Origin of the sequence: Curtobacterium sp. YR515 (assembly GCF_900113095.1) — a bacterium.
Taxonomy (GTDB): Bacteria; Actinomycetota; Actinomycetes; order Actinomycetales; family Microbacteriaceae; genus Curtobacterium.
In genome coordinates this window covers 174001-195668 of sequence record NZ_FOOD01000003.1, presented here as the reverse complement: position 1 = coordinate 195668, position 21668 = coordinate 174001, and the positions used below count along the sequence as shown (strand labels likewise).

20 protein-coding genes are annotated in these 21668 nt (G+C 71.7%); 10 read left to right on the top strand and 10 right to left on the bottom strand.

Annotation, left to right across the window (positions count from 1 at the left end):
- Positions 1-479 precede the first annotated feature (479 nt).
- A complete protein-coding gene (arfA, locus tag BM028_RS09075; protein WP_092386095.1) occupies positions 480-1982 on the bottom strand; it encodes an arabinosylfuranosidase ArfA in 1503 nt (500 codons plus the stop codon).
- Between the two features lie 226 nt (positions 1983-2208).
- Between arfA and BM028_RS09070 the strand changes: the two genes are divergently transcribed.
- The 4 genes from BM028_RS09070 (at position 2209) to BM028_RS09055 (ending at position 6118) form a co-directional block, all read left to right on the top strand.
- Entirely contained in the window at positions 2209-3573 is a 1365-nt protein-coding gene (locus BM028_RS09070) for an extracellular solute-binding protein (RefSeq protein WP_092386093.1), read from the top strand.
- A gap of 23 nt (positions 3574-3596) precedes the next feature.
- Entirely contained in the window at positions 3597-4568 is a 972-nt protein-coding gene (locus BM028_RS09065) for a carbohydrate ABC transporter permease (RefSeq protein WP_070418180.1), read from the top strand.
- Position 4569: 1 nt separating this feature from the next.
- Complete coding sequence (locus BM028_RS09060; RefSeq protein ID WP_083413944.1) at positions 4570-5484, top strand: carbohydrate ABC transporter permease; 915 nt, start codon at positions 4570-4572, stop codon at positions 5482-5484.
- Positions 5485-5602: 118 nt separating this feature from the next.
- On the top strand, positions 5603-6118 hold the full coding sequence (locus BM028_RS09055; protein ID WP_092386091.1) for a hypothetical protein: 516 nt from the start codon (positions 5603-5605) through the stop codon (positions 6116-6118).
- Positions 6119-6134: 16 nt separating this feature from the next.
- On the opposite strand, the gene BM028_RS09050 is transcribed toward BM028_RS09055, so the two are convergent.
- On the bottom strand, positions 6135-6974 hold the full coding sequence (locus tag BM028_RS09050) for a siderophore-interacting protein (protein ID WP_092386089.1): 840 nt from the start codon (positions 6972-6974) through the stop codon (positions 6135-6137).
- 28 nt (positions 6975-7002) lie between these two features.
- Between BM028_RS09050 and BM028_RS09045 the strand changes: the two genes are divergently transcribed.
- The 4 genes from BM028_RS09045 to BM028_RS09030 are packed head-to-tail and all read left to right on the top strand — an operon-like array spanning position 7003 to position 11130.
- The gene (locus tag BM028_RS09045) at positions 7003-8082 is read left to right on the top strand and encodes a FecCD family ABC transporter permease (RefSeq protein ID WP_254789502.1); all 1080 of its coding nucleotides are present in this window, start codon (positions 7003-7005) and stop codon (positions 8080-8082) included.
- Positions 8079-9233: a FecCD family ABC transporter permease gene (locus BM028_RS09040; protein WP_217647240.1), complete on the top strand. Its 1155-nt coding sequence runs from the start codon at positions 8079-8081 to the stop codon at positions 9231-9233. The genes BM028_RS09045 and BM028_RS09040 overlap by 4 nt, the downstream gene beginning before the upstream one ends.
- Entirely contained in the window at positions 9230-10096 is an 867-nt protein-coding gene (locus tag BM028_RS09035) for an ABC transporter ATP-binding protein (protein WP_092386087.1), read from the top strand. The genes BM028_RS09040 and BM028_RS09035 overlap by 4 nt, the downstream gene beginning before the upstream one ends.
- A gap of 11 nt (positions 10097-10107) precedes the next feature.
- The gene (locus tag BM028_RS09030; RefSeq protein ID WP_071296003.1) at positions 10108-11130 is read left to right on the top strand and encodes an ABC transporter substrate-binding protein; all 1023 of its coding nucleotides are present in this window, start codon (positions 10108-10110) and stop codon (positions 11128-11130) included.
- Between the two features lie 72 nt (positions 11131-11202).
- On the opposite strand, the gene BM028_RS09025 is transcribed toward BM028_RS09030, so the two are convergent.
- From BM028_RS09025 to BM028_RS09005, 5 genes are all read right to left on the bottom strand, one after another.
- Positions 11203-13254, bottom strand: a complete 2052-nt coding sequence (locus BM028_RS09025) for a transglycosylase domain-containing protein (protein WP_092386085.1) — start codon at positions 13252-13254, stop codon at positions 11203-11205.
- A gap of 136 nt (positions 13255-13390) precedes the next feature.
- Positions 13391-14038: a response regulator gene (locus BM028_RS09020; protein ID WP_092386083.1), complete on the bottom strand. Its 648-nt coding sequence runs from the start codon at positions 14036-14038 to the stop codon at positions 13391-13393.
- The gene (locus tag BM028_RS09015; protein ID WP_139219792.1) at positions 14039-15298 is read right to left on the bottom strand and encodes a sensor histidine kinase; all 1260 of its coding nucleotides are present in this window, start codon (positions 15296-15298) and stop codon (positions 14039-14041) included.
- 2 nt (positions 15299-15300) lie between these two features.
- Positions 15301-16164, bottom strand: a complete 864-nt coding sequence (locus BM028_RS09010; protein WP_092386079.1) for an ABC transporter permease subunit — start codon at positions 16162-16164, stop codon at positions 15301-15303.
- Positions 16161-17072, bottom strand: coding sequence for an ABC transporter ATP-binding protein (locus tag BM028_RS09005; protein WP_092386077.1), 912 nt, complete (start codon positions 17070-17072; stop codon positions 16161-16163). The genes BM028_RS09010 and BM028_RS09005 overlap by 4 nt, the downstream gene beginning before the upstream one ends.
- Positions 17073-17185: 113 nt before the next feature.
- Between BM028_RS09005 and BM028_RS09000 the strand changes: the two genes are divergently transcribed.
- Together BM028_RS09000 and BM028_RS08995 are read left to right on the top strand one after the other, a co-directional pair.
- Entirely contained in the window at positions 17186-18178 is a 993-nt protein-coding gene (locus BM028_RS09000) for an alpha/beta hydrolase (RefSeq protein WP_070418173.1), read from the top strand.
- Between the two features lie 54 nt (positions 18179-18232).
- On the top strand, positions 18233-18784 hold the full coding sequence (locus tag BM028_RS08995) for a GNAT family N-acetyltransferase (RefSeq protein WP_092386075.1): 552 nt from the start codon (positions 18233-18235) through the stop codon (positions 18782-18784).
- Positions 18785-18826: 42 nt separating this feature from the next.
- Here the strand turns inward: BM028_RS08995 and BM028_RS08990 are convergent, their stop codons facing one another.
- The 3 genes from BM028_RS08990 to BM028_RS08980 form a co-directional block, all read right to left on the bottom strand.
- A complete protein-coding gene (locus tag BM028_RS08990) occupies positions 18827-19198 on the bottom strand; it encodes a VOC family protein (protein ID WP_071302777.1) in 372 nt (123 codons plus the stop codon).
- 95 nt (positions 19199-19293) lie between these two features.
- The gene (locus BM028_RS08985; RefSeq protein ID WP_092386073.1) at positions 19294-19989 is read right to left on the bottom strand and encodes a helix-turn-helix transcriptional regulator; all 696 of its coding nucleotides are present in this window, start codon (positions 19987-19989) and stop codon (positions 19294-19296) included.
- 94 nt (positions 19990-20083) lie between these two features.
- On the bottom strand, positions 20084-21565 hold the full coding sequence (locus BM028_RS08980; protein ID WP_071296010.1) for a mannitol dehydrogenase family protein: 1482 nt from the start codon (positions 21563-21565) through the stop codon (positions 20084-20086).
- Positions 21566-21668: the final 103 nt, after the last annotated feature.

Sequence of the window (21668 nt, the reverse complement as noted above, 5' to 3'; positions counted from 1 at the left end):
CACGTCACAGCGGACCTCCGGCGCACATCTGTCGCCTTGGCGACACGGACGCGCGCCGAACACGGCACGCTGTCGCTTCCGCAGCACGGACCGCGCCTCACGGCCGCCGTCGCGAAAGCGACACGTCACAGCGAACCTCCGGCGCACATCTGTCGCCCTGGCGACACGGATCCGCGCCGCACGCGGCACGGTGTCGCTTCCGCAGCACGGACCGCGCCGCACCGCCGCCGGACGGGCGGCGCGGCGCCAGGCCGCACCGCGCCTCCCGTCCGCCGTCGCGCACCTCACGCGCCCACCGACACCTCACGCGCCAGCCGCCCCGTGAAGTGTCGCCCACCCCGTGAAGTCGCGACCGCCCCGTGAAGTCGCGACCGCCCCGCCCCGCGGCCGCGCCGCACGGCAGAAGGCGCCGGCACCGCGAAGCGGTCCGACGCCCTCTGTGCTCACTCGACGCCCGCCGCAGCGTGCGCCGAGGCGTCTCAGCCGATCGACACGGCGGTCCAGGAGACCGGCGGGAGCTCGATCGTGATGGTGTCACCCTCGCGGCGGACGGACTCGTTCGTGCGGAGCCCGACGCGCTCGGTGTTCGCCAGGTCGTTCACGGCGTGCAGGTCGTCGTCCCAGACGCCCTCGGCACGGACGTCACCGTCGACGGACAGGCCGGCGAGGTCGATCGTGACCGTGGTCGACTCCGACGGGTGCCGGTTCACGAGGAACACCGCGGCACCGTCGTCCGAGACCGTGGCGGCCGAGTCGACGACCGGGACCTCGCCGTACTTGCCGCCGTCGACCGTGTCACCCGAGGCCTTGACCTGGAGCGACGTGCCGTTGGCGAGCTTCGACGTCAGCGAGAACGGGAAGAACGTCGTCTGGCGCCAGGCCGGGCCACCGGGCTCGGTCATGATCGGGCCGATGACGTTGACGAGCTGCGCGAGCGAGGCCGAGGCGACGCGGTCGGCGTGCCGCAGCAGCGAGATGAGCAGGCCACCGACGACGACGGCGTCGGCGACCGTGTAGACGTCCTCGAGCAGGCGCGGGGCGACCGGCCAGTCCTGCAGCTCGAAGGTCTTCTGCTGCTCGTTCCACTTCGAGATGGACCAGACGTTCCACTCGTCGAAGGAGATGTCGATCCGCTTGTCGGACTTCTTCTGCGCCTGGACGTGGTCGGCGGCGGTCGTGACCGTCTTGATGAAGTGTTCCATGTTCACGCCGGAGGCGAGGAAGGAGGCGAGGTCGTCGCCCTCCTCGTAGTAGGCGTGGGCGGAGATGTAGTCGACGTCGTCGTAGGTGTGCTCGAGGACGGTGCGCTCCCACTCACCGAACGTCGGCATCGACGCCCCGGAGGAACCGCAGGCCACGAGCTCGAGGTCGGGCTGGATCTGCCGCATTGCCTTGGCGGTCATGGCGGCGAGCTTGCCGTAGTCCTCGGCGTTCTTGTGACCGAGCTGCCACGGGCCGTCCATCTCGTTGCCGAGGCACCACATCTTGATGGCGAAGGGCTCCTGGCGACCGTTCGACTTGCGGTACTCGCTGAGGGCGGTGCCGGCGTCGATGTTCGCGTACTCGAGGAGCTCGATGGCCTCCTGCGTGCCGCGCGTGCCGAGGTTGACGGCGAGCATGAGCTCCGAGCCGACCTGGTCGAGCCAGTGCTGGAACTCGTGCAGGCCGACCTCGTTCGTCTCGGTCGAGTGCCAGGCGAGGTCGAGTCGGCGGGGGCGCTGCTCGACCGGGCCGACGCCGTCCTCCCACTTGTAGCCGGAGACGAAGTTGCCGCCGGGGTAGCGGATCGCGGACACGTTGAGTTCCTTGACGAGCTCGACGACGTCCTTGCGGAAGCCGTGCTCGTCGGCGGTCTCGTGCGACGGCTCGTGGATGCCGTCGTAGACGTGGCGTCCGAGGTGTTCGACGAACCCGCCGAACAGGCGACGTCGCACCGGCCCCACGGTGAACGCGGCGTCGAGGACGAGGTGTGTGCGGGGCATGGATCTCCTTCGATCGTGGGGCTGCCTGCGCTCGGCGAAAGTGAGCGCTCACGTTCCCGAAACGCTAGCGGCTTTCCGCGCGACACGAAAGGGGGCGGCCACGAACATCACGGATCGGTCGTCACCCGCGCCGAAAGGGTGGCGGCACGCCGGGACGCGCGCTAATGTGAGCGCTCACGGAGCACCGACCCTGCTCCGACTCGGCCCGTCCCGATGGAGTGATGCCATGCCGAACCGAATCCCCGTACCCACCCCGCACCCACGAGGCGGCGCCTTCACACGGCGGAGCCTCCTCGCCGCGGGCGCAGCCGCCGCGACGGTCCTGCCGCTCGCCGCCTGCTCCAGCCCCCTCGCCGCCGGCATCGCCGGTGCACCGCTCAACCCGGAGACGCTCGTCTTCTGGAACCTGTTCGGTGGCGGTGACGGTCTCCGCATGCAGGAGATGGAGGCCGGCTACGCCAAGCACGGCGGCTCGTCCTCGCTGCAGGCGACCACGTTCGCGTGGGGCAACCCGTACTACTCCAAGGTCACACTGGCCACCGTCGGGAACAAGCCGCCGGACGTCGCGATCGCCCACCTGACCCGTGCGAAGCCGCTCTGGGACGGCGACCTGCTCGACCCGATCACGAACGACGACCTGGCGAGCGTCGGCCTGAGTGCCAGCGACTTCAACCAGAAGGCGTGGACGGCGCAGAAGACCGACGGCAAGAACATCTGCATCCCGCTCGACACCCACCCGTTCGTGCTCTTCTACAACGTTGATGTGTGCCAGAAGGCCGGCCTCATCGACAGCGACGGCAACCTCAAGGACCTGACCGGGATCGATGCCTTCGAGAGCGCGCTCGCCGCGGTCGCGAAGGTCACCGGCGGCACGGCCCTCAACGTCGCGAACGTCAGCGAGATCGCGACCCCGTGGCGGTTCTTCTGGACGATGTACAACCAGATCGACGGTGCGACGCCGTTCATCAGCGACGGTGGCGCGAAGCTCACCGTCAACGAGGACGCGTACACGAAGGTCACCGACATGACCCAGAAGTGGGTGAAGAACGGCTGGCTCAACAAGGGCCTCGACTACGCCACCGCGCAGACGCTGATGTTCACCGGCAAGGCGGGCTTCTTCATGCAGGGCGAGTGGGAGATCAGCACGGCGCAGTCCATCAAGGGCCTGAAGTTCGGCATGGCGCCGATCCCGCAGCTCTTCGACAAGCCGGCGACGCAGGCCGACTCGCACACGTTCATCCTCCCGAGGAAGGACCGCACGCCCGAGCAGCGCAAGGCGCACATGCTGTTCATCAAGCAGATGCTCGAGCAGAGCCTCACGTGGGCGCAGGGCGGTCACGTCCCGGCCTACATGCCGACGTACGACAGCACCGCGTACAAGAAGCTCACGCCGCAGTCGAACTACGCCTCGGCCGCCGAGAGTGCCGTGTTCGACGACCCGGCCTGGTACGGCGGATCGGGGTCGACCTTCGAGAACACGGTCGGTGCCCAGCTCGCCCTCGTCCAGCAGGGCAGCAGCTCCCCCGCGCAGGCCATGTCCGCGATCAAGTCCCAGCTGTCCACCTACCTCAACACCCCGAGCCCGCTGTAAGCCCGCGCGAAAGGCACGATGACGTGACCACAGCACCTGTCCTCGACCGGCCCACCGACGCCACCACGGCGCCGCGTGCACGCCGGGCCGGCTCCTTCCGGACCAGCCTCACGCGCGGCCAGGGCCGCACGGGGTGGCTCTTCCTCGCCCCCTTCGGCCTGTTCTACCTGGCCTTCCTGCTCGGCCCCACGGTGTGGATGATCGTGTCGAGCTTCTTCAACACCTCGACGGTCCGCACCGGGCTCGGCAGCTTCGCCGGGTTCGCGAACTACGCCGAGATGCTCGGCCGTGACGACTTCTGGTCGTCGCTCTGGCACACCCTGCAGTTCACGCTCTACACGACACCGCCGCTCGTCATCCTGGCGTTCCTCTTCGCCGTGCTGACGAACCGGATGAACCGCGGCCAGTGGTTCTTCCGACTGGCGTTCTTCCTGCCGTTCATCCTGCCGTCGGCGACGATCTCGCTGATCTGGGTGTTCATCTTCACCCCTGCGACCGGTCTGTTCGCGTCGATCCAGTCGGCGCTCGGGCTGACCCCCGGCGCCGGCGTCCTGGCGAGCCCGAACACCGCGATGATCGGTGTCGCGATCGCCACGGTCTGGTGGACCCTCGGCTTCAACTTCGTGCTCTACCTGGCCGGCCTGCAGGAGATCCCGCGCGAACTGTACGAGGCGGCGGCCGTCGACGGCGCGTCGAACTGGCAGCAGATCAAGTCGATCACGCTCCCGCTGCTCGGCCGCACCACGACGCTGGTCATCCTGCTGCAGATCATCGCCAGCCTGAAGATCTTCGACCAGGTGTACCTGATGACGAACGGCGGACCGGGCATCTCGACCCAGGTCTCGCTGCAGCTCATCACCGGCGTCGGCTTCACCGACAACCGACTCGGCGCAGCATCGGCCGCGTCGGTGCTCCTGTTCATCGTGATCGTCGCGATCGCGATCATCCGGCAGATCGTCGAGCGCGCTGCCGCCAAGCGAGAGATGGGTGCCTGACGTGACCACCACCGAGAGCATCACGACCGACCGCCCGAAGCTCCGCACCGGGGTCTCCGCCGCGGCACCGGCGAACGCCGCGAAGATCGGCGTCTCCGGCAAGGGCTTCAACCTCGTCGCCGGCATCATCCTCGGCGTCTTCGCGGTGATCTGGCTCATCCCGAGCCTGTTCGCCCTGAAGACGTCCCTGTCCGACAACGGCGTCGCGGCCCTCGGCGCCAACTCGATCCTGTCGAACTGGAACCCGACGCTGCACTCCTACGCGGCACTGTTCCAGGCCGGCGACATCTGGAACTGGTACCTGGCGAGCGGCATCACGAGCCTCGTGACGACCGCCCTGACGGTGCTGTTCGCGTCGATGGCGGCGTTCGCGTTGTCCCGGCTCGCCTTCCGCGGGCGGAACGTCGCGTTCCTGCTCATCATCCTGGGCATCATGATCCCGACGCAGGTCCTGATCATCCCGATCTTCCAGGAGCTCAACTCGGTCGGCCTGCTGAACACCTACTGGTCGGTCATCTTCCCGCAGGTGCCCGCCGTGATCGCGGTGTTCATCTTCAAGCAGTTCTTCGACGGCATCCCCCGGGAGCTCGAGGAGGCGGCGCGCATCGACGGCGCCGGCATGTGGAAGATCTACTGGTCGGTGATCCTGCCGCTCTCGCGTCCGGTCATCGCCGCGGTGGCGATCCTGACGTTCGTCGGGGTCTGGAACAACCTGCTGCTGCCGTTGTTCGTGCTGTCGAACCCGGACCTCATGACGATCCCGGTCGGGCTCGCCACGGTCCAGGGCAGCTTCGGTCAGCGCTACGCGGACATCCAGGCCGGGGCGATCCTGGCGGCGCTGCCGCTGATCATCCTGTACCTGATCTTCCAGCGGCAGATCGTCGAGGGTGTGACGGGTTCCGGCCTCAAGGGCTGACGCGACCACAGGACGGACGGGAGGGACGGTGCCAGCTGGCACCGTCCCTCCCGTCCCGCGTGTGAGGACCCCGGACGCGGGGTCGCCGGACCGCCGCGTCGTCCGGCATGATCGCTGGGTGCCGAAGACCCACCGGCGGCTGCTCGCCGCAATCGCCGCCACGGGCGTCGTCCTGTCCCTGACGGGGTGCGCGCACCACGACGCGTTCCCGAAGGACTACGGGCACGCGTGGCTCGACCGCATGACGACCCTCCTCGGCGGCGGCGAGGACGGGCAGGGCGGAGCGGGCGGGCAGCTCCTCGCGGACGACGACGACGACCACGGACCGGTCACCGGGTCAGCCGCGCTCCAGTACGACCTCTCGGGCCCGTACGACGTCCTCGCGGTGTGCCGCTCGACGGCGACCGTGCACCTGACGATCCGCGACTTCACCGCGCGGAAGGAGCACGACGGCGAGTCGACGGATCCCCGCACGGTCCTCGACGAGGGCGACATCGTGTGCGGCGCCACCACCCGCCTGTCCATCACGGTGCCCGCCGACGCCGACGGCATCATGCTCGACGTCAGCACCGCCGATCGGTCGGGGCGTGCGCTGTGGGACGCGGCCATCGTGCCGCGGGGCTGGACGCCCTGACGCGACGGGGTGCGGGTCAGGCGGAGACGGACTCGCGGGCCTGGTGCTTCCAGAAGCCGGAGAACGTGATCCGGGACTTCGGCAGCCCGGCACGGTGCAGGTGTCGACGTCCCTCCGTCGCGAGCGTCGACTCGCCCACGACGAAGGCGTAGCCGCGGTCGTCGGCCGGGACGTGCCGCTGGAGCTCGGCGAGCGCCGCCCGACCGGGGACCGTGTGCGGGGCGACCTCGTCGCGGACGATCCACGTGACGGTGACACCCGCGGGTGCGTCGAGGGGGCGGACGTCGCCTCTGGACGGGACCTCCTGGATGATGCGGCCGACCGCGTCGCGCGGGAGCGAGGCGGCGATGCCGACGACCCCGGGGAGCCCGGTCTCCTCGGCGGCGACCAGCACCTCGCTCGTGTCGGGCGGGCAGTCGAAGATGCAGCCCTGGTCGAGCATCGCGAGTTCGTCACCGGGGCGGGTGCCGCAGGCCCAGATGGCTGCGCGACCCTCCGGGGTGCCGTCCGCGTCGGTGTGCACGACGAAGTCGACGTCGAGTTCGGGTGTGCCGTCGGCGAGCCGGCGGAAGGCTGCGACGGTGTAGTTCGCGCAGTGCGGGCGGACGTCCTCGGGGATGGCGAGGTAGGTCGGCCACCACTTGGTGCCGTCGAGGTCGGGCATCCGGAAGGCGTCCTGGTCCGGGCGCTGCACGAACAGGCGGAACCAGTGGTCGAACCCGAGGTACCGGAACTCGTGCAGGTCGTCGCCGGTGACCGTGACGCGGTGCATCGACGGGCTGACCCGTTCGGTGCGGACGACCCGCGCGCGGAAGAGCCGGGGGTTCTCGGGCAGGAGCCGCGGGATCTTCGCCATGAGGCAAGGCTAACCTAAGATGATCTCCGTGCCAGCCCCCATCCCCACCCTGGCTCCCGTCCGGGAGGCCTCCGCCACGCGTCCGACCGACGCGCTCGGCGTGCACCGAACCGCCGTCCGACGCCGGGCCCTGGTGATCGTCGCCCTCGTCGTGGTGCTCGCCCTGGTGGCGGTCGCGAGCCTGCTCCTCGGCAGCAACCGGATCGGCGCCGACCGCGTCCTCGACGGGCTCATGCGCACCGGCAGCAGCACGGACGAGGCGATCGTCTGGGGCTCCCGCATCCCCCGCACCCTCATCGGTGCCGCGGTCGGAGCGGCGCTCGGGATCGCGGGCCTGCTCATGCAGGGGCACACCCGGAACCCCCTCGCCGACCCCGGCCTGTTCGGCGTCTCGTCCGGTGCCGGCCTCGCGGTCGTGATCGGCGTCTACGTGTTCGGCATCACGAGCACGGGCGCCACGGTGTGGTTCGCGCTCGTCGGGGCCCTCGTGGCGAGCGTGGTCGTGTTCTCGGTGACGATCGCGGGCAGCGGGACCGCGAGCCCGGTGCCCCTCGCCCTCGCCGGCGCCGCGGTCTCGGCGCTGCTCGGTGCCCTGACGTCGTTCGTGGTGCTCACCGACCAGGACTCGCTCGACGCGTACCGGCTGTGGGTCGTCGGGTCGCTTGCGGCACGGCAGCTCGACGTGCTCGGAGCCGTCTGGCCGTTCCTCGTCGCCGGACTCGTGCTCGCCGTGCTGAACGTGCGGGCGCTCGACGCACTCGGGCTCGGGACGGACCTGGCGAAGGGCCTCGGCGAGAACGTGCTCGTCGCGCGGCTCGTCGGACTCGGCGGCATCACGCTCCTCGCCGCCGGGGCGACCGCCGCCGCGGGCCCGATCGGGTTCGTCGGCCTCACGGTGCCGCACGTCGCCCGGGCGCTCGTCGGCACGGGGCACCGCTGGACCCTGCCGGTGTCCGCGCTGGTGGGTGCGGCGCTCGTCGTGCTCGCGGACGTGGTCGGTCGCCTGATCGGCGGCTTCGCCGAGGTGGAGGTCGGCATCGTCCTGGCCGTCATCGGCGGGCCCGTGTTCGTCGCCGTCGCACGTCGCCGATCGCTGGTGTCGCTGTGAGCGCGGCGGAGCAGGCGCGCACGCGCACGGAGGCGCAGGCGCGCACGGGCACGGAGGCGCAGGCGCGCACGGGAGCACACCCCCGCGCGCACACCGCTGCCGGCCGTCGCGGCGTCGTGGTCGGTCCCGTCGGGCTCGCCTGGCGCCCCCGCGTCTTCTGGTACACGGTCGCAGCGCTCGGTGCCGTCGGCGTCCTGATCGTCCTCGGTGTCGCGATCGGCTCGACCTGGATCGCCCCGGCCACGGTCCTCCGCTCGCTGTTCGGGCTCGAGACGGGGCCGGACGCCTTCATCGTCTCCACCCTGCGCCTCCCCCGCCTCCTCACCGGCGCACTCGTCGGCCTGACCCTCGGTGTCGCCGGCGCCCTCACCCAGACCTTCACGCGGAACCCCCTCGGGACGCCCGACATCATCGGGGTGACCTCCGGCGCGAGCGTCGGAGCGGTGGCCGCGATCGTGCTCGGCGGCGGGTCGTACTCGGTCTCGGCGATCGTCCTCGGCGGGGGCATCCCGGTGGCCGCGACGATCGGTGCGCTCCTCGCGGCCGCGGCGGTGTACGGGTTCGGGTGGCGCGGCGGTGTGCAGAGCTACCGGCTGATCCTCGTCGGCATCGGGGTGAGCGCCACGCTCGACGCCGTCACGAGCTACCTGCTCGTCCGCGCGAAGATCACGGCGGCAGCGGCGGCCTCGCAGTGGCTCGTCGGCAGCCTGTCGAGCACCTCGTGGTCGAGCGTCTGGCCGCTGCTCGTGGTCGCCGCGATCGCCGTCCCCCTGGCCCTGGCCACGAGCGCCGCCCTCGGCATCGGGCAGCTCGGCGACGAGGTCGCGACCGGCGTCGGCCTGGCCGTGCAGCGACACCGACTCGTCGTGATCGCGCTCGCGGTCGTCCTGACCGCCGCCGCCGTCGCCGCGGCCGGCCCGGTCGGCTTCGTCGCGTTCGTCGTCCCGCAGGTCGGGCTCCGGCTCGCCGGCACGAACCGCCCACCCCTGCTGCTCGCCGGAGCGCTCGGTGCCGCCCTCGTCCTCGCCGCGGACCTGCTCGCCCGGTCGGCGTTCCCGTGGCAGGTGCCGGTCGGCATCATCACGACCGTGATCGGCGCCCCGTACCTGATCTGGCTCCTCATCCGTCACCGCAAGGAGATGTCCCGATGACCCCCACCCCGGACACCACGACCAACGCCACCGTCCCCGTGCTCGAGGCCCGCGGGCTCGCGCTCGGCTACGACCGGCACCCCGTCCTCTCCGACCTCGACCTGCGGATCGAGCGGGGCACCGTCACGACGTTCCTCGGCGCGAACGGCTGCGGGAAGTCCACGCTCCTCAAGGCCTTCGGCCGGGTGCTCAAGCCCCAGGCCGGCGAGGTCCACCTCGACGGGACCCCGATCCGCCGGGAGTCGAACCGAGCGGTCGCGAAGAAGCTCGCGATCCTGCCGCAGTCCCCCGTGGCCCCGGCCGGCACGAGCGTCCTCGACCTGGTGATGCGCGGCCGGAACCCGCACCAGTCGTGGGCGAAGCCGTGGACCGCCGACGACGCCGACGTCGCCGAGCAGGCCATCGCGGCGACCGGTCTGACCGAGGTCGCCCACCGGGACGTCGCGAGCCTGTCGGGCGGGCAGCGGCAGCGCGCCTGGATCGCGCTCGTGGTCGCGCAGCAGGCCGAGACGCTCCTGCTGGACGAACCGACGACCTACCTCGACCTGGCGCACCAGCTCGAGGTCCTCCGGCTGGTCCGGCGTCTCAACCGCGAACAGGGATCGACCGTCGTCATGGTCCTGCACGACCTGACGCTGGCGGCCCGGTACTCGGACCGGCTCGTGGTCCTGCACGAGGGCGGTGTCGCAGCGGACGGCACCCCGGCCGACGTCCTCACGCCGGAGCTGCTGGAACGCGCGTTCGGGTTGCACGCCCGCGTCGTCGCCGACCCGGTGACCGGGGCCCCGATGATCGTCCCCGAGGCCGACGAGCACGACGTGGTCCGCCACGACGAACTGGCGGGCGCGCTCAACTTAGGTTAGCCTCTCCTAACGTGAAGACCTTCCGCCGCGGCTCCTTCCGCGCCGCCCTCGTGACCTCCGTGGCCGTCTCGGCCCTCCTCCTCGCCGGCTGCTCCAGCACGAACAGCTCCGACGACAGCGCCGGCAGCGGCAGCAGCGCCGCAGCCGACGGCGCCTGGTCGTACAAGGACGCCACCGGCACGACCGTCAAGGTCGACCACACCCCGAAGCGCATCGTCGTGCTCAACGACATCGCGATCTCGTTCATCGAGTACGGGCTCAAGCCGGTCGGCACCTTCGGGCAGCTCACCATGGCGAAGGACGCCCGCTTCGACGACCTCGACACCGACGGCATCACGCAGCTCGGCGAGGCCTACGGCGACATCGACCTCGAGCAGCTCGCCGCGCTGAAGCCCGACCTCGTCGTCACCTCGGTCTACCCGACGGACGAGAAGGGCACGCTCGACACCACCCAGCCGGGCTACGGCTTCAAGGACAAGGAACAGCAGAAGCAGGTCCAGGCGATCGCTCCGGTCGCCCAGGTCAAGTGGGGCGGCAAGGGCGAGGACGTCATCAAGACGATCGCCGACCTCGCCGAGTCGCTCGGTGCGAAGGAGTCCACGGTCGACGCGGCCGAGGACCGCTTCGAGACCGCAGCGGACGACCTCGAGAAGGCCGCGAAGGAGTCCGACCTCTCGGTCGTCTCGATGTACGCCGACGGCGACGGCGCCTACGTCACCCGCCCGAGCGACGAGCCGACCCTGCAGATGTACACGTCCTTCGGCGTCGACTTCGTGAACCCGAAGCCCAAGGGCTTCTACTGGGGCATCTACTCGTGGGAGAACGCCGGGCAGATCTCCGGTGACGTGATCCTGCTGTCGCAGCAGGGCTACCAGGTCGCCGACCTCGAGAAGCAGCCGACGTTCGCCGACAACGCGGCGCTCGAGGCCGGCCAGGTGCACAGCTGGACCTTCCCGGCGCTCGACTACGCCTCGCAGGCCGGCTACATGCAGCAGCTCGCGGGCTGGCTCGAGGACAGCAAGAAGCTGTCGTAGTCGCCACCGGACGACGGACGGGAGGCGCGGTGCCGGCTGGCACCGCGCCTCCCGTCGTTCGTCCGCTGCAGCTCACCCCACGGGCACCGCCGCGTTGACCGCCGTCTGCGCCTGCCGCCACACGGCGGCACGGGTGCTCGCGTACGTCCCCTCGACGTTGTCGAAGTGGCGCAGGTTCGCCTTCCCGCCGTCGGTGTTCCCCTGCCAGTAGGCCGTCACCGCGCGGGTCGTCCCGCCGATGAGCCAGATCTGGTCGGCGTCGTCGGTCGTGCCGGTCTTGCCGAACACCGTCGCACCGTCCGGGGTCTGCCCGCCGTTCGCGGTACCGCCGCGGAACGCGCCCTGCATGACCTCGAACGCGGTGGTCGCGACGGCGGTCGGGACGGCCTGCCGGCACGAGCGCTGCTGGCCGCCGAGCTGCTCGCCGTCCCGCGAGGTCACCTGGTCGATGACGACCGGCGCGCAGTACACGCCGCCGTTCGCGACGCCGGCGTACGCGGCCGCCATGGTGAGCGGCGCGATGCTCGTCGTGCCGAGCACGGCCGCGGGGTTCGCCGGCAGGGCTCCCCCGGTCGCCGGGTGCACGCCGAGCGCCGCCGCGGTGTCGCGGATGTCGCACAGGTCGAGCTGCTCGGCCATCGACGCGTAGGCGGCGTTCACCGACTGCGCCGTCGCCGCGCGGACCGTGAAGCGGCCGGTCTGCCCCGGCGAGTCGTTCTTCGGGTTCCAGTACGAGTCGATCGTCTGCCCGCACTGCGTCCACGAGCTCCGCCCGTGCCGGGTGCCGTCGACGACCGCGTCCGGGCTCTTGCCGGCGGCGAGCCACTGCAGGAGCGTGAACATCTTGTAGGTCGAGCCGACCTGGAACCCGGTCGAGTCGCCGTTCGCCTCGTCGGTCGCGTAGTTCAGCGAGGTCGCGCTCACGGGGGCGTTCGACGAGCGGTCGTAGTCCTTGTTCTGCGCCATCGTCAGGACCCGACCGGTCCCGGCCTCGACCGTGTCCAGCGTGGCGCCGAGTGCGAACCGGGACTCGGTGGCCGGGTCGTAGCGGTCGAGCAGCGCCTTCTGCTGCCCGTTCAGGTCGAGGTCGAGGGTCGTCTGCACGCGGTACCCGCCCTTCCGCCAGGCGTCGTCGCGGCGGTCCTGCGTCGGGCCGAGCTGCGGCAGTCCCCGAGCGGCCTCGACCGCGTACTGGCAGAAGAACTCCGCGCCGCGGGCGACGGCCTCGCACCCCTGCTGCGGGGACGTCAAGCGGACGTACTCGGCCGGCTTCGACGCCAGTGCCTCGGTGAACTCGGCACCGCTCAGGTGCCCCTGGTCGTGCATCGACCGGAGGATGACGTCGCGGCGGGCGACGTTGTCGGCGTAGTGGCTCGGGCGCGACAGGTCCCGCCGCTCCGGCCACTGCACGATCGCGATGAGCGACGCGGCCTCGGCCGGGGACAGGTCGGTGGCGTCCTTGCCGTAGTAGCGCTGCGCGGCGGCCTGCACCCCGTACGTCTGGTCGCCGAAGTACGCGATGTTGAGGTACGCCGACAGGATCTCCCGCTTCGAGTACTCCTTCGCGAGGCCGATCGCCAGCTTCATCTCGGCGAGCTTGCGCTGCGCGGAACGCTTCGTCGCCTCCTTGTACGCGGCGTCCCGCTCCTCGGCCGTCGGGAGCTCGCTCGCCTGCTGGATCTTGATGTTCCGCACCAGCTGCATCGTGATGGTCGACCCACCGGAGCCACCCTTGCCGCCCGCGGCGACCACGCTCACGAGGGACCGGACCATGCTCGTCGCGTCGACGCCGCCGGTCTCGTAGAAGCGCTTGTCCTCGCCGTCGACGGCCGCGTGCTCGAGGGTGTCGCTGATCTGGTCGAGGCTGAGCTCCTGCCGGTTCTGCGCCCAGACGTTCGCCAGGTGCACCGGCTTCCCGCCGCGGTACGCCCAGACCTCGTTGCGCTGCGGCAGCTCACCGATCTCGATGTACTCCGGCATCGAGTCGAAGACCCCGATCGCCGAGGTCGTCCCCACCCCGGCCACCGCCAGTACCGGCGTCACGCCGACCCCGACCAGCAACCCGGCGAGCACACTCCCGCCGACGAAGCCGAGCGCGGCTCCTCCTGCACGTCTGAACGTCATCCCCTGGGCCTCCCCCTCGTGTGGATCACCGCTGCTGCGGTTCCCGGAGCGTCCCAGCCGAGGTCGGACGACAGCCGGGACTTCCCCGGGGAAGTCCGTCACGGCGGCTGGGAAGGTCCCGAGGCGGTACGGATCGTTACAGGAGGCCGTGCTCGTAGGCGAAGATGACCGCGTGCACGCGGTCCCGCAGGCCGAGCTTCGCGAGGACCCGGCCGACGTGCGTCTTCACCGTCGACTCGCTCGTGTGCAGCGACGACGCGATCTCCTGGTTCGACAGTCCCCGCGCCATCGCGAGCAGCACGTCCCGTTCCCGGGGTGTGAGCGCGGCCGCGGGGTCCGGGCCGCCGTCCCCCGGATCCGGCAGCCGGGTGCCGAACAGGTCGAGCATCCGCTGCGTGACGCGGGGTGAGACGACCGCCTCACCCGAGGCCACGGCACGGATCGCGTCGAGCAGCTGCGCGGAGCTGATGTCCTTGAGGAGGAACCCGCTCGCCCCCGCTCGCAACCCGCCGAACGCGTACTCGTCGAGGTCGAACGTCGTGAGCACGAGCACGCGGGTGCCGGGGAGCTGCTCGACGATCGCGGCGGTCGCGGTGACCCCGTCGACGCGGGGCATGCGGACGTCCATGAGCACGACGTCCGGGTGGTGGGCGCGTGCCAGCTGGACGCCGGCCGCGCCGTCCTCGGCCTCGCCGACCACCTCGATGTCGGGCTGGGCGTCGAGCAGGAGCCGGAACCCCGTGCGGATGAGCTGCTGGTCGTCGACGATCGCGACGCGGATCACTCAGGCCTCCTTCCGGACCGGGATCGTCGCCCGGACCTCCCAGCCGTCCGCGGGGCGCGGACCGGCGTGGACGCTGCCGCCGAGGGCGTGCACGCGCTCGCGGATGCCCACGAGCCCACGCCCGGCACCGATCTGCGGTGCGGGGGCGGTCCGTCGAGCGTCGTCCGTCACGGTGACGACGACCTCGTCGGACGAGGTGGTCACGGTGGCGGTCACCGCGCGGGCACGGGGGGCGTACCGCACGACGTTCGTGAGGGCCTCCTGGACGATGCGGTACACCGCGAGCTGCAGGGCGTCGTCGTCCGGCGGACCACCGGCGACCTCGAGCGTGACGGGGGTGCCGAGCGCGCGGAAGCCGTCGACGAGTTGCGGGAGGTCACGGACGGCCGGCTGCGGGGCGAGGGAGTCCGCGGCGTCGGCGCCGCCGCTGCCGGCACCCGGCTCGGACAGCACACCGAGCATGCGCCGCATGTCGGTCATCGCGCTCCGGCCGACGTCCGCGACGCCGCGCATCGCCGTCGCGGACGGGTCGTCGTCCGGCAGCCCCGCCGCGGCGCCCTCGGCCAGTCGGACCATGACCGTGACCGAGTGCGACACGATGTCGTGCATCTCGCGGGCGATCCGTGCGCGTTCGGCTGCCGCGGCGAGCCGGGCCTGCTGATCGCGCTCGCGGGCGAGCTGGCGTGCCCGGTCGATGAGCGCCTCGGTGTAGCGGCGGCGGTCCCCGGTCGTCGTGCCGATCAGCACCGCGATGACCAGGAAGGCCGGCAGCGCGGGTGCGAAGACCTCGCCGAGTCCACCCGATCCCGGGGCCACGACCCACACCCGGACCGCGGTGGCCGCCGCACCGAGCACGGACGCGACGGCGATGCTCCACCACCCCGCTGCCCGCGACCACCACACGCACGCGGCGAAGGCGGCGAACAGCATCGGCGAGTACCCCGCCTCGGTCCACGCCATCGCGACGACGGACACGAGCCCGGCCACGACCGTGACCTGCGGCCGGGTACGACGGAACGGGATGCCCGCGACCGCGATGCCGACGAGGACCAGCACCACGACCGTGTTCGTGACCGAGGAGTCCGCGCGCCAGACGCCGCCGATCGCGAAGGCGACCTCGGGGCCGCCCCAGAACAGGATGAGCAGGACGTCCGCCGCACGCGGGTGTCCGGCCCACCAGCGCCGGATCCGTCCGGGTGCGACGGGCAGCGTGAGGTCCCCGGCGCCGTCGTGCACGGCGCCGGGGACGGGTTCGGTCATCGTCACGCGTCCCGCTTCTGCGCCAGGACGAGTGCCGTCGCCGACGCCGCGACCACCCAGGCCGCCAGCACCGCGAATCCGCTCCACCCTCCCAAGGCTAGGACGCCGTCGTGCCAGCCGGAGGTGTCCTCGGTGCCGAACTGCATGAGCGGCTGCCCGGCGTTCTGCGGGAGCAGGTTGTTCAGCGTGCCGAGCCACGTCGCGTGCGTGAACCCCTGCACGAGCTGGACCACCACCGGGGCCACCAGCATGAGCCCGAGCACGGTGGCGATCGCCCCCGCGGTGGAACGCAGCACGATGCCCACGGCGTAGGCGAGCAGCGCGATGAGGGTCAGGTACACCGACGCACCGAGCAGCGGCATCGCGACGCTGGCGTCGAGCGAGGCCTCGACCCCGTTCGCGTCGGCGATCGGCAGCGTCGTGAACGCCGTCGCCCACACGCTGACGGCGCTCGTGACGAACACGGTCGCGGCGAGCACGATGCCCTTCGCGGCGAGCGCCTCCCACCGCCGGGGCACCGCCGAGAACGTCGACCGGATCATGCCCGTGCCGTACTCGCCGGTCACGACGAGGGCGCCGATGACGGCCACGACCAGGACGGCGATCGTCGCACCGCTGGTGCTGTACTGCACGAGCGCGTTCCGGGCGGCGTCCCCGGTGACGGTCCGGCCCCCGTCGTCCGCCAGCGAGGCGAGCAGGACGCCGATGCCGATCGGCACGAGGACGAGGACGAGCAGGCTCCAGATCGTGGAGCGGAGGGACCGCAGCTTGATCCACTCGGAGTGCAGCACGCCCGAGAACCGGACGCGTGCGGCGTCGTGCTGGTGCAGCGTGCGGGGCCGGTCGGTCGTCATCGTGGCGCTCATCGTGCGACCTCCGACCGGTACTCGACCTCGTCGTGCGTGAGTTCGAGGTACGCCTGCTCGAGGCTTGCCTCGGTGGAGGCCAGCCGGTGCAGGACGATCCCGGACGCTGCGGCCGCCTCGCCGATCTGTTCCGCGCCGAGTCCGCGCACGTGCAGTGCGCCGTCGTCCTCGTACGTGACCGTGACGTCCGGACCGGCGATGGCGGTCATGAGCCGGTCGGGCTCCGGCGTCCGGACGGAGACGGAGCGCTCGGTCGAGGACGCGACGAGGTCGGCGAGGTCCGTGTCGGCGAGGACCCGGCCACGGCCCATCACGACGATGCGGTCCGCGGTCAGCGCCATCTCGCTCATCAGGTGGCTCGAGATGAAGACCGCACGGCCCTCGGCGGCGAGGCTCCGGGCGAGCTGCCGCACCCACACGACGCCCTCGGGGTCGAGGCCGTTGACCGGCTCGTCGAGGATGAGCGTCTGCGGGTCGCCGAGGAGCGCCGCGGCGATGCCGAGCCGCTGCCCCATGCCGAGGGAGAACCCACCGACGCGCTGCTTCGCGACCCGCTCGAGACCGGTCATGCCGATGACCTCCTCGACCCGGGCCTTCGGGATCCGGTGCGTCGCGGCGAGGGCGCGCAGGTGGTCGTACGCGCTGCGGCCCTTGTGCACGGCCTTCGCCTCGAGCAGCGCCCCGACGCGGCGGAGCGGGTCGCGGAGCTCGCGGTACGGGCGCCCGTCGACGACGGCGCTGCCCGAGTTCGGGCTGTCGAGGCCCATCACGGCCCGCATGGTCGTGGACTTGCCGGCGCCGTTCGGGCCGAGGAAGCCGGTGACCACCCCGGGGCGGACGGTGAACGACACGTCGTCGACGGCGACCTTCTCGCCGTAGCGCTTCGTCAGGTTCTGGATCTCGATCATGCGGCAACCGTACGGAGACCGCACCCGCCCGCACATCGGCACCGGAACCGATCTCCGGGCGCGCTGCGTGGTACCCCGGTACCACGCGGAGGGGCTCCGGATACGCTCGACGGATGGCGGACCACGGGTGGCGCGAGGACGTCCTCGGGGCGCCGTTCGAGCGCCTCGAACTCCCGCTCGGCGAGGACCACGAGGGACCGGTGGTGGCGACGCTCGTCCGACGACGCCGATCCGCTGCGGACCTCCTGCTGCACGCACGCGGTCCGCTGCACGGCGTCGACGTGCTGTACGTGCACGGCTGGTCGGACTACTTCTTCCAGGTCGAGCTCGCGGAGCGCGTCGAGCGGCTCGGCGCCCGGTTCCACGCCCTCGACCTGCGCAAGTACGGGCGGAGCCTGCGACCGCGGCAGACCCCGGGGAACGTCGACGACCTCGCCACCTACGACGAGGACATCGCCGCCGCGCTCGACGCCATCGCCGCGGAGCACCACGGCGAGACCGGTCGTCGGCTCGTGCCGATGGGCCACTCGACCGGCGGTCTGACCCTGTCGCTGTGGGCGGCCCGGCACGCCGACCGGGTCGACGGTCTCATCCTGAACAGCCCGTGGCTCGAGTTCCAGGCGAGCGCGGTCGGCCGTGCGATCGTGGCGCCGGTCATCAAGCTCGGCGCCCGTCGGAACCCGCTCGCGCCGATGCCCGCCGTCGACCCGGGCTTCTACACCCGCACGGTGTCCGCCGCGGGCGAGGGCTCGTGGACGTACGACCAGCAGTGGCGACCCGACCGGGGCTTCCCCCTGCACCCGAACTGGCTCGCCGCGGTGTTCGACGGCCAGGCCACGGTCGAGGCCGGACTCGACCTCGAGGTGCCCGTGCTCGTCCTCCTCAGCGACAAGAGCATGCTGCAACCCCGGTGGGACGACGGGATGGCGCGGGCGGACGTCGCGCTCAACGTGGACGTCGTCGCGCACCGCGCCCTGTCCCTCGGCAGCGAGGTCACGGTCCGACGCCTGCACGGCGCCGTGCACGACGTCGTGCTCTCCGCCCCCGAGGTCCGCGAGCGCGCCTACGACGCGATCGGCCGCTGGGCCGCCTCGCTCCCCCGCTAACACGACGCCGCTGAACACGACGCCGCTGAGCACGACGCCGCTACCCTGATCGCCATGTCCTCCGTCTCACTCGTCCGGCTCGACCCGACCGGCGCCGACCGCGCCGACCTGATCGCGTTCCTCACCGGCGAGGAGTTCCCGTTCCACGTCCGGCGCACCATCGCCCGCGCCGACGCCGAGGCCGCCGTCGATGCCGGTGCCTACCGCGACGACGAGCACGACACCTCTTGGTTGGAGCACGACGAGCTCGGCCGCGTCGGGATCGTCCGGCTCGAGGACCTGGCTGACCCCGTCCCGCTCTTCGACCTCCGGATCGCCGGCCGGTTCCGCGGGCAGGGCCTCGGCGTCCCGGCACTCCGCGCGACGACCGACCACGTGTTCCGCACCCTGCCCGAGGTCACGCGCTTCGAGGGGCAGACGCGCGAGGACAACGTCGCGATGCGGCGCGTGTTCGTCCGCGCCGGCTGGGTGAAGGAGGCGCACTACCGCGAGGGATGGCCCGTCGAGGGCGGACGCCCCGTCGCCTCGGTCGGCTACGGCGTGCTCCGCCGCGATTGGGAGACGGGCACGACCACGCCGGTGCCGTGGGACGACGACGAGCGCTGACCGTCGCGGTTCGCGATCCCCGGGATCGACGAACCGGAACGGTCACGCGGGACGGCTGAACAGGTTCACCAGCGTGCCGTCCGGGTCCCGGAGGATCGCGGACCGGTTGCCCCACGGCATCGTCGTCGGCGGCAGCACCACGTCGGCGGGACCGTCCTGCAGGCGGTCGAACGTCGCGTCCACGTCCGCCACGAGGAACTCGACGATCGCGCTGCCCGCCGCACCCGCCCGGGGCGCGTCGACGCCGAGCACCGCGACCGTCGCCGGCGTCCCGAGCGCGAGCACGAGGCCGCCGGTCACGATCTCCGCGAAGACCGGAGCCGGACGTCGGGCGGTCGTGCCGGTGACGCGCTCGTAGAACGCCACCATCCCGTCCAGGTCGTCGGTGATGATGCGGATCGATGCGAACTCCACGGTGTGCCTTCCCGGGTGACCACCGTGGCCACCCGGGGTCGAGCATCCTCGCCGTCCGCGACACCGTCCTGTCGGGGTTTCCGCGGATCGGTCCGTCAGTCCCCGAGGACGGGTCGGAGCACCCCGTGCGGGATGTCGAGCTCCTCGGTCCGGACGACCCGCGGCGGCGCGACCTCGTCCGTCTCCTCGACGGCCAGCACCCGGTCGCCGCGGAACGCCCGGACCCCGTCGCGCAGTCGGCACCAGGCGACGAGGTACCAGTCCTCGCCCTTGCCGACGTACCCGAGCGGCTCGACCGTGCGGTCGGTCTCGGTGCCGGTCGCGTCCCGGTACCGCATCCGCACCACGCGTCCGCCCGTGAGCGCCCCCGCGAGTGCGACGGGTGCCGGGGCCCGGCCCCCCGCCTCGAGCAGGAGCACCCGTGCCGCGAGTCGTGCCGTCCGACGGGCGTCGTCCTCGGCGAGCACCGCGGTGACCTTGCGCGCCGCGCTCCTGGCGGCGTCGCGGAAGGGGCTCGCACCGAGGGTCCCGAGGCCGATCGCCACGGCGAGCGCCTCGTCCACCGTGAGCCCGAGGGGCGGGAGCGTCGCGCGGGCGTCGATGGTGTACCCGCCGGTGCGTCCGGGCTCGGACCAGATCGGGAGGCCGGCCTCCTGCAGCGCCCGCAGGTCCCGTTCGACGGTGCGGACGCTCACCCCGAAGTGCTCGGCCAGGCGACGAGCGCTCCGCCGACCGGGTGCCGCCGCGCGCAGCTCCTCGACGAGCGCGTACAGGCGGTCGGTCCGGTTCACGACGCGACCCTAGCGCCCTGGACGCACCACGGGACGGGCCAGGAGGCGCGGTGCGGGCCGGCACCGCGCCTCCTGGACCGTGGACGGTCGCGTCTCAGGAACGCGACAGGCGCGTCACCGTCGCGTGGGCACCGTCCGCGATCAGCCCGTCGAGGGCGTCGCGGTAGGCCGTGACGAACCGGTCGTCGTCAACCAGGTCACCGAAGACCTGGCGGTTCCGGATGAAGGCGAGCCGGTCGTCCCGCTGCGTGAGCGCGATGCGGTGCAACGGCTCGGCCAGCCGGTCGACGATCTGGATCGGCTCGCCGGACTCGTCGGTGCCCTCGTCGTAGCGCGCCCACGAGGCCACGATGCCCGCGGACAGGGTGACGGGTCGGTCGGCGGCGAGGTTCTCGCGCACCACCGGCAGCAGCCACTTCGGGATGCGGTCGCTCGACTCGGCGCAGAGCCGGGCGAGGGTGTCGCGGACCTCGGGGTTCTGGAAGCGCTCGATGAGGGTGGACTTGTAGTCCTCGAGGTCGATGCCGGGCACCGGGTGCAGGGTCGGCGTGCCCTCCTCGTCCATGTACCGGCGCAGGAAGGTCGCGATCGCCGGGTCCTGCGTGGCCTCGTGCGCGTAGCGGTACCCGGACAGGTACCCGAAGTAGCACAGGCCCTGGTGCGAGGCGTTCAACAGCCGCAACTTCATGAGCTCGTACGGCTCGACGTCGTCGACGATCTGGACGTCGGCCTGCTCGTACGGCGGGCGGCCCGCGGGGTGGTCGTCCTCGAGCACCCACTGGAAGAACGGTTCGGCGACGACCGGCCAGGCGTCCTCGATGCCGAGCTCGTCCCGGACCCAGGCGCGGTCCTCGTCGGCGGTGACCGGGGTGATCCGGTCGACCATCGAGTTCGGGAACGAGACGTGCTCGTCCATCCAGTCGGCGAACGCCGGGTCCTGCAGCCGGGCGTAGGCGGTGAACATCTCGCGGGCGACGTGCCCGTTCCCCTGGATGTTGTCGCAGGACATCACGGTGAAGGGCTCCAGCCCACGGTCCCGCCGGCGCCGCAGGGCCTCGACGACGAGTCCGAACACGGTGTGCGGCGGGCCGTCGCCGCGCAGGTCGGCCGCAACGCCCGGCTCGTCGGCGACGAACTCGCCGGTGACGTGGTCGAAGTTGTAGCCACCCTCGGTGATGGTCAGGCTGACGATCCGGGTGTCCGGGTGCGCCATCTTCTCGACGACGGCGTCGGGGTCGTCGACGGCGAGCAGGTAGTCGACGATGCTGCCGATCACGCGGGACTCGCGGGTGCCGTCGGGGTGCTTGAGGACGAGCGTGTACAGCCCGCCCTGCTCGGCCATCGCCGTGGCCATCCGACGGTCCTGCTCGAGCACGCCGACGCCGCAGATGCCGTACTCGCGGGCCTCGCCCTGCTGGAGCAGCCGGTCGATCACCATCGCCTGGTGCGCCCGGTGGAAGCCGCCGACGCCGAAGTGCACGATGCCGGCGGTGATCCCGTCGCGGTCGTAGGTCGGGACGGCGACACCGCTCGCGGCGATCTCGTCGAGGTGCTGCGGGGACAGACGGACGGGCATCGGGTACTCCTTCGTACGGCGGACGTGCTCACCCAGTCAACCACGTGCACATCTGTTCAGAACCACGGTTCCCGCCGGGGTACGTACCTGAAGATACTCTCCA

Coding starts and splice junctions, on each gene's coding strand:
- BM028_RS08995 (WP_092386075.1), top strand. CDS start 18,233: ATGTCCTCCGTCTCACTCGTCCGGCTCGACCCGACCGGCGCCGACCGC.
- BM028_RS09070 (WP_092386093.1), top strand. CDS start 2,209: ATGCCGAACCGAATCCCCGTACCCACCCCGCACCCACGAGGCGGCGCC.
- arfA (WP_092386095.1), bottom strand. CDS start 1,982: ATGCCCCGCACACACCTCGTCCTCGACGCCGCGTTCACCGTGGGGCCG.
- BM028_RS09000 (WP_070418173.1), top strand. CDS start 17,186: ATGGCGGACCACGGGTGGCGCGAGGACGTCCTCGGGGCGCCGTTCGAG.
- BM028_RS09050 (WP_092386089.1), bottom strand. CDS start 6,974: ATGGCGAAGATCCCGCGGCTCCTGCCCGAGAACCCCCGGCTCTTCCGC.
- BM028_RS09025 (WP_092386085.1), bottom strand. CDS start 13,254: ATGACGTTCAGACGTGCAGGAGGAGCCGCGCTCGGCTTCGTCGGCGGG.
- BM028_RS09005 (WP_092386077.1), bottom strand. CDS start 17,072: ATGATCGAGATCCAGAACCTGACGAAGCGCTACGGCGAGAAGGTCGCC.
- BM028_RS08980 (WP_071296010.1), bottom strand. CDS start 21,565: ATGCCCGTCCGTCTGTCCCCGCAGCACCTCGACGAGATCGCCGCGAGC.
- BM028_RS09015 (WP_139219792.1), bottom strand. CDS start 15,298: ATGACCGAACCCGTCCCCGGCGCCGTGCACGACGGCGCCGGGGACCTC.
- BM028_RS09035 (WP_092386087.1), top strand. CDS start 9,230: ATGACCCCCACCCCGGACACCACGACCAACGCCACCGTCCCCGTGCTC.
- BM028_RS09010 (WP_092386079.1), bottom strand. CDS start 16,164: ATGAGCGCCACGATGACGACCGACCGGCCCCGCACGCTGCACCAGCAC.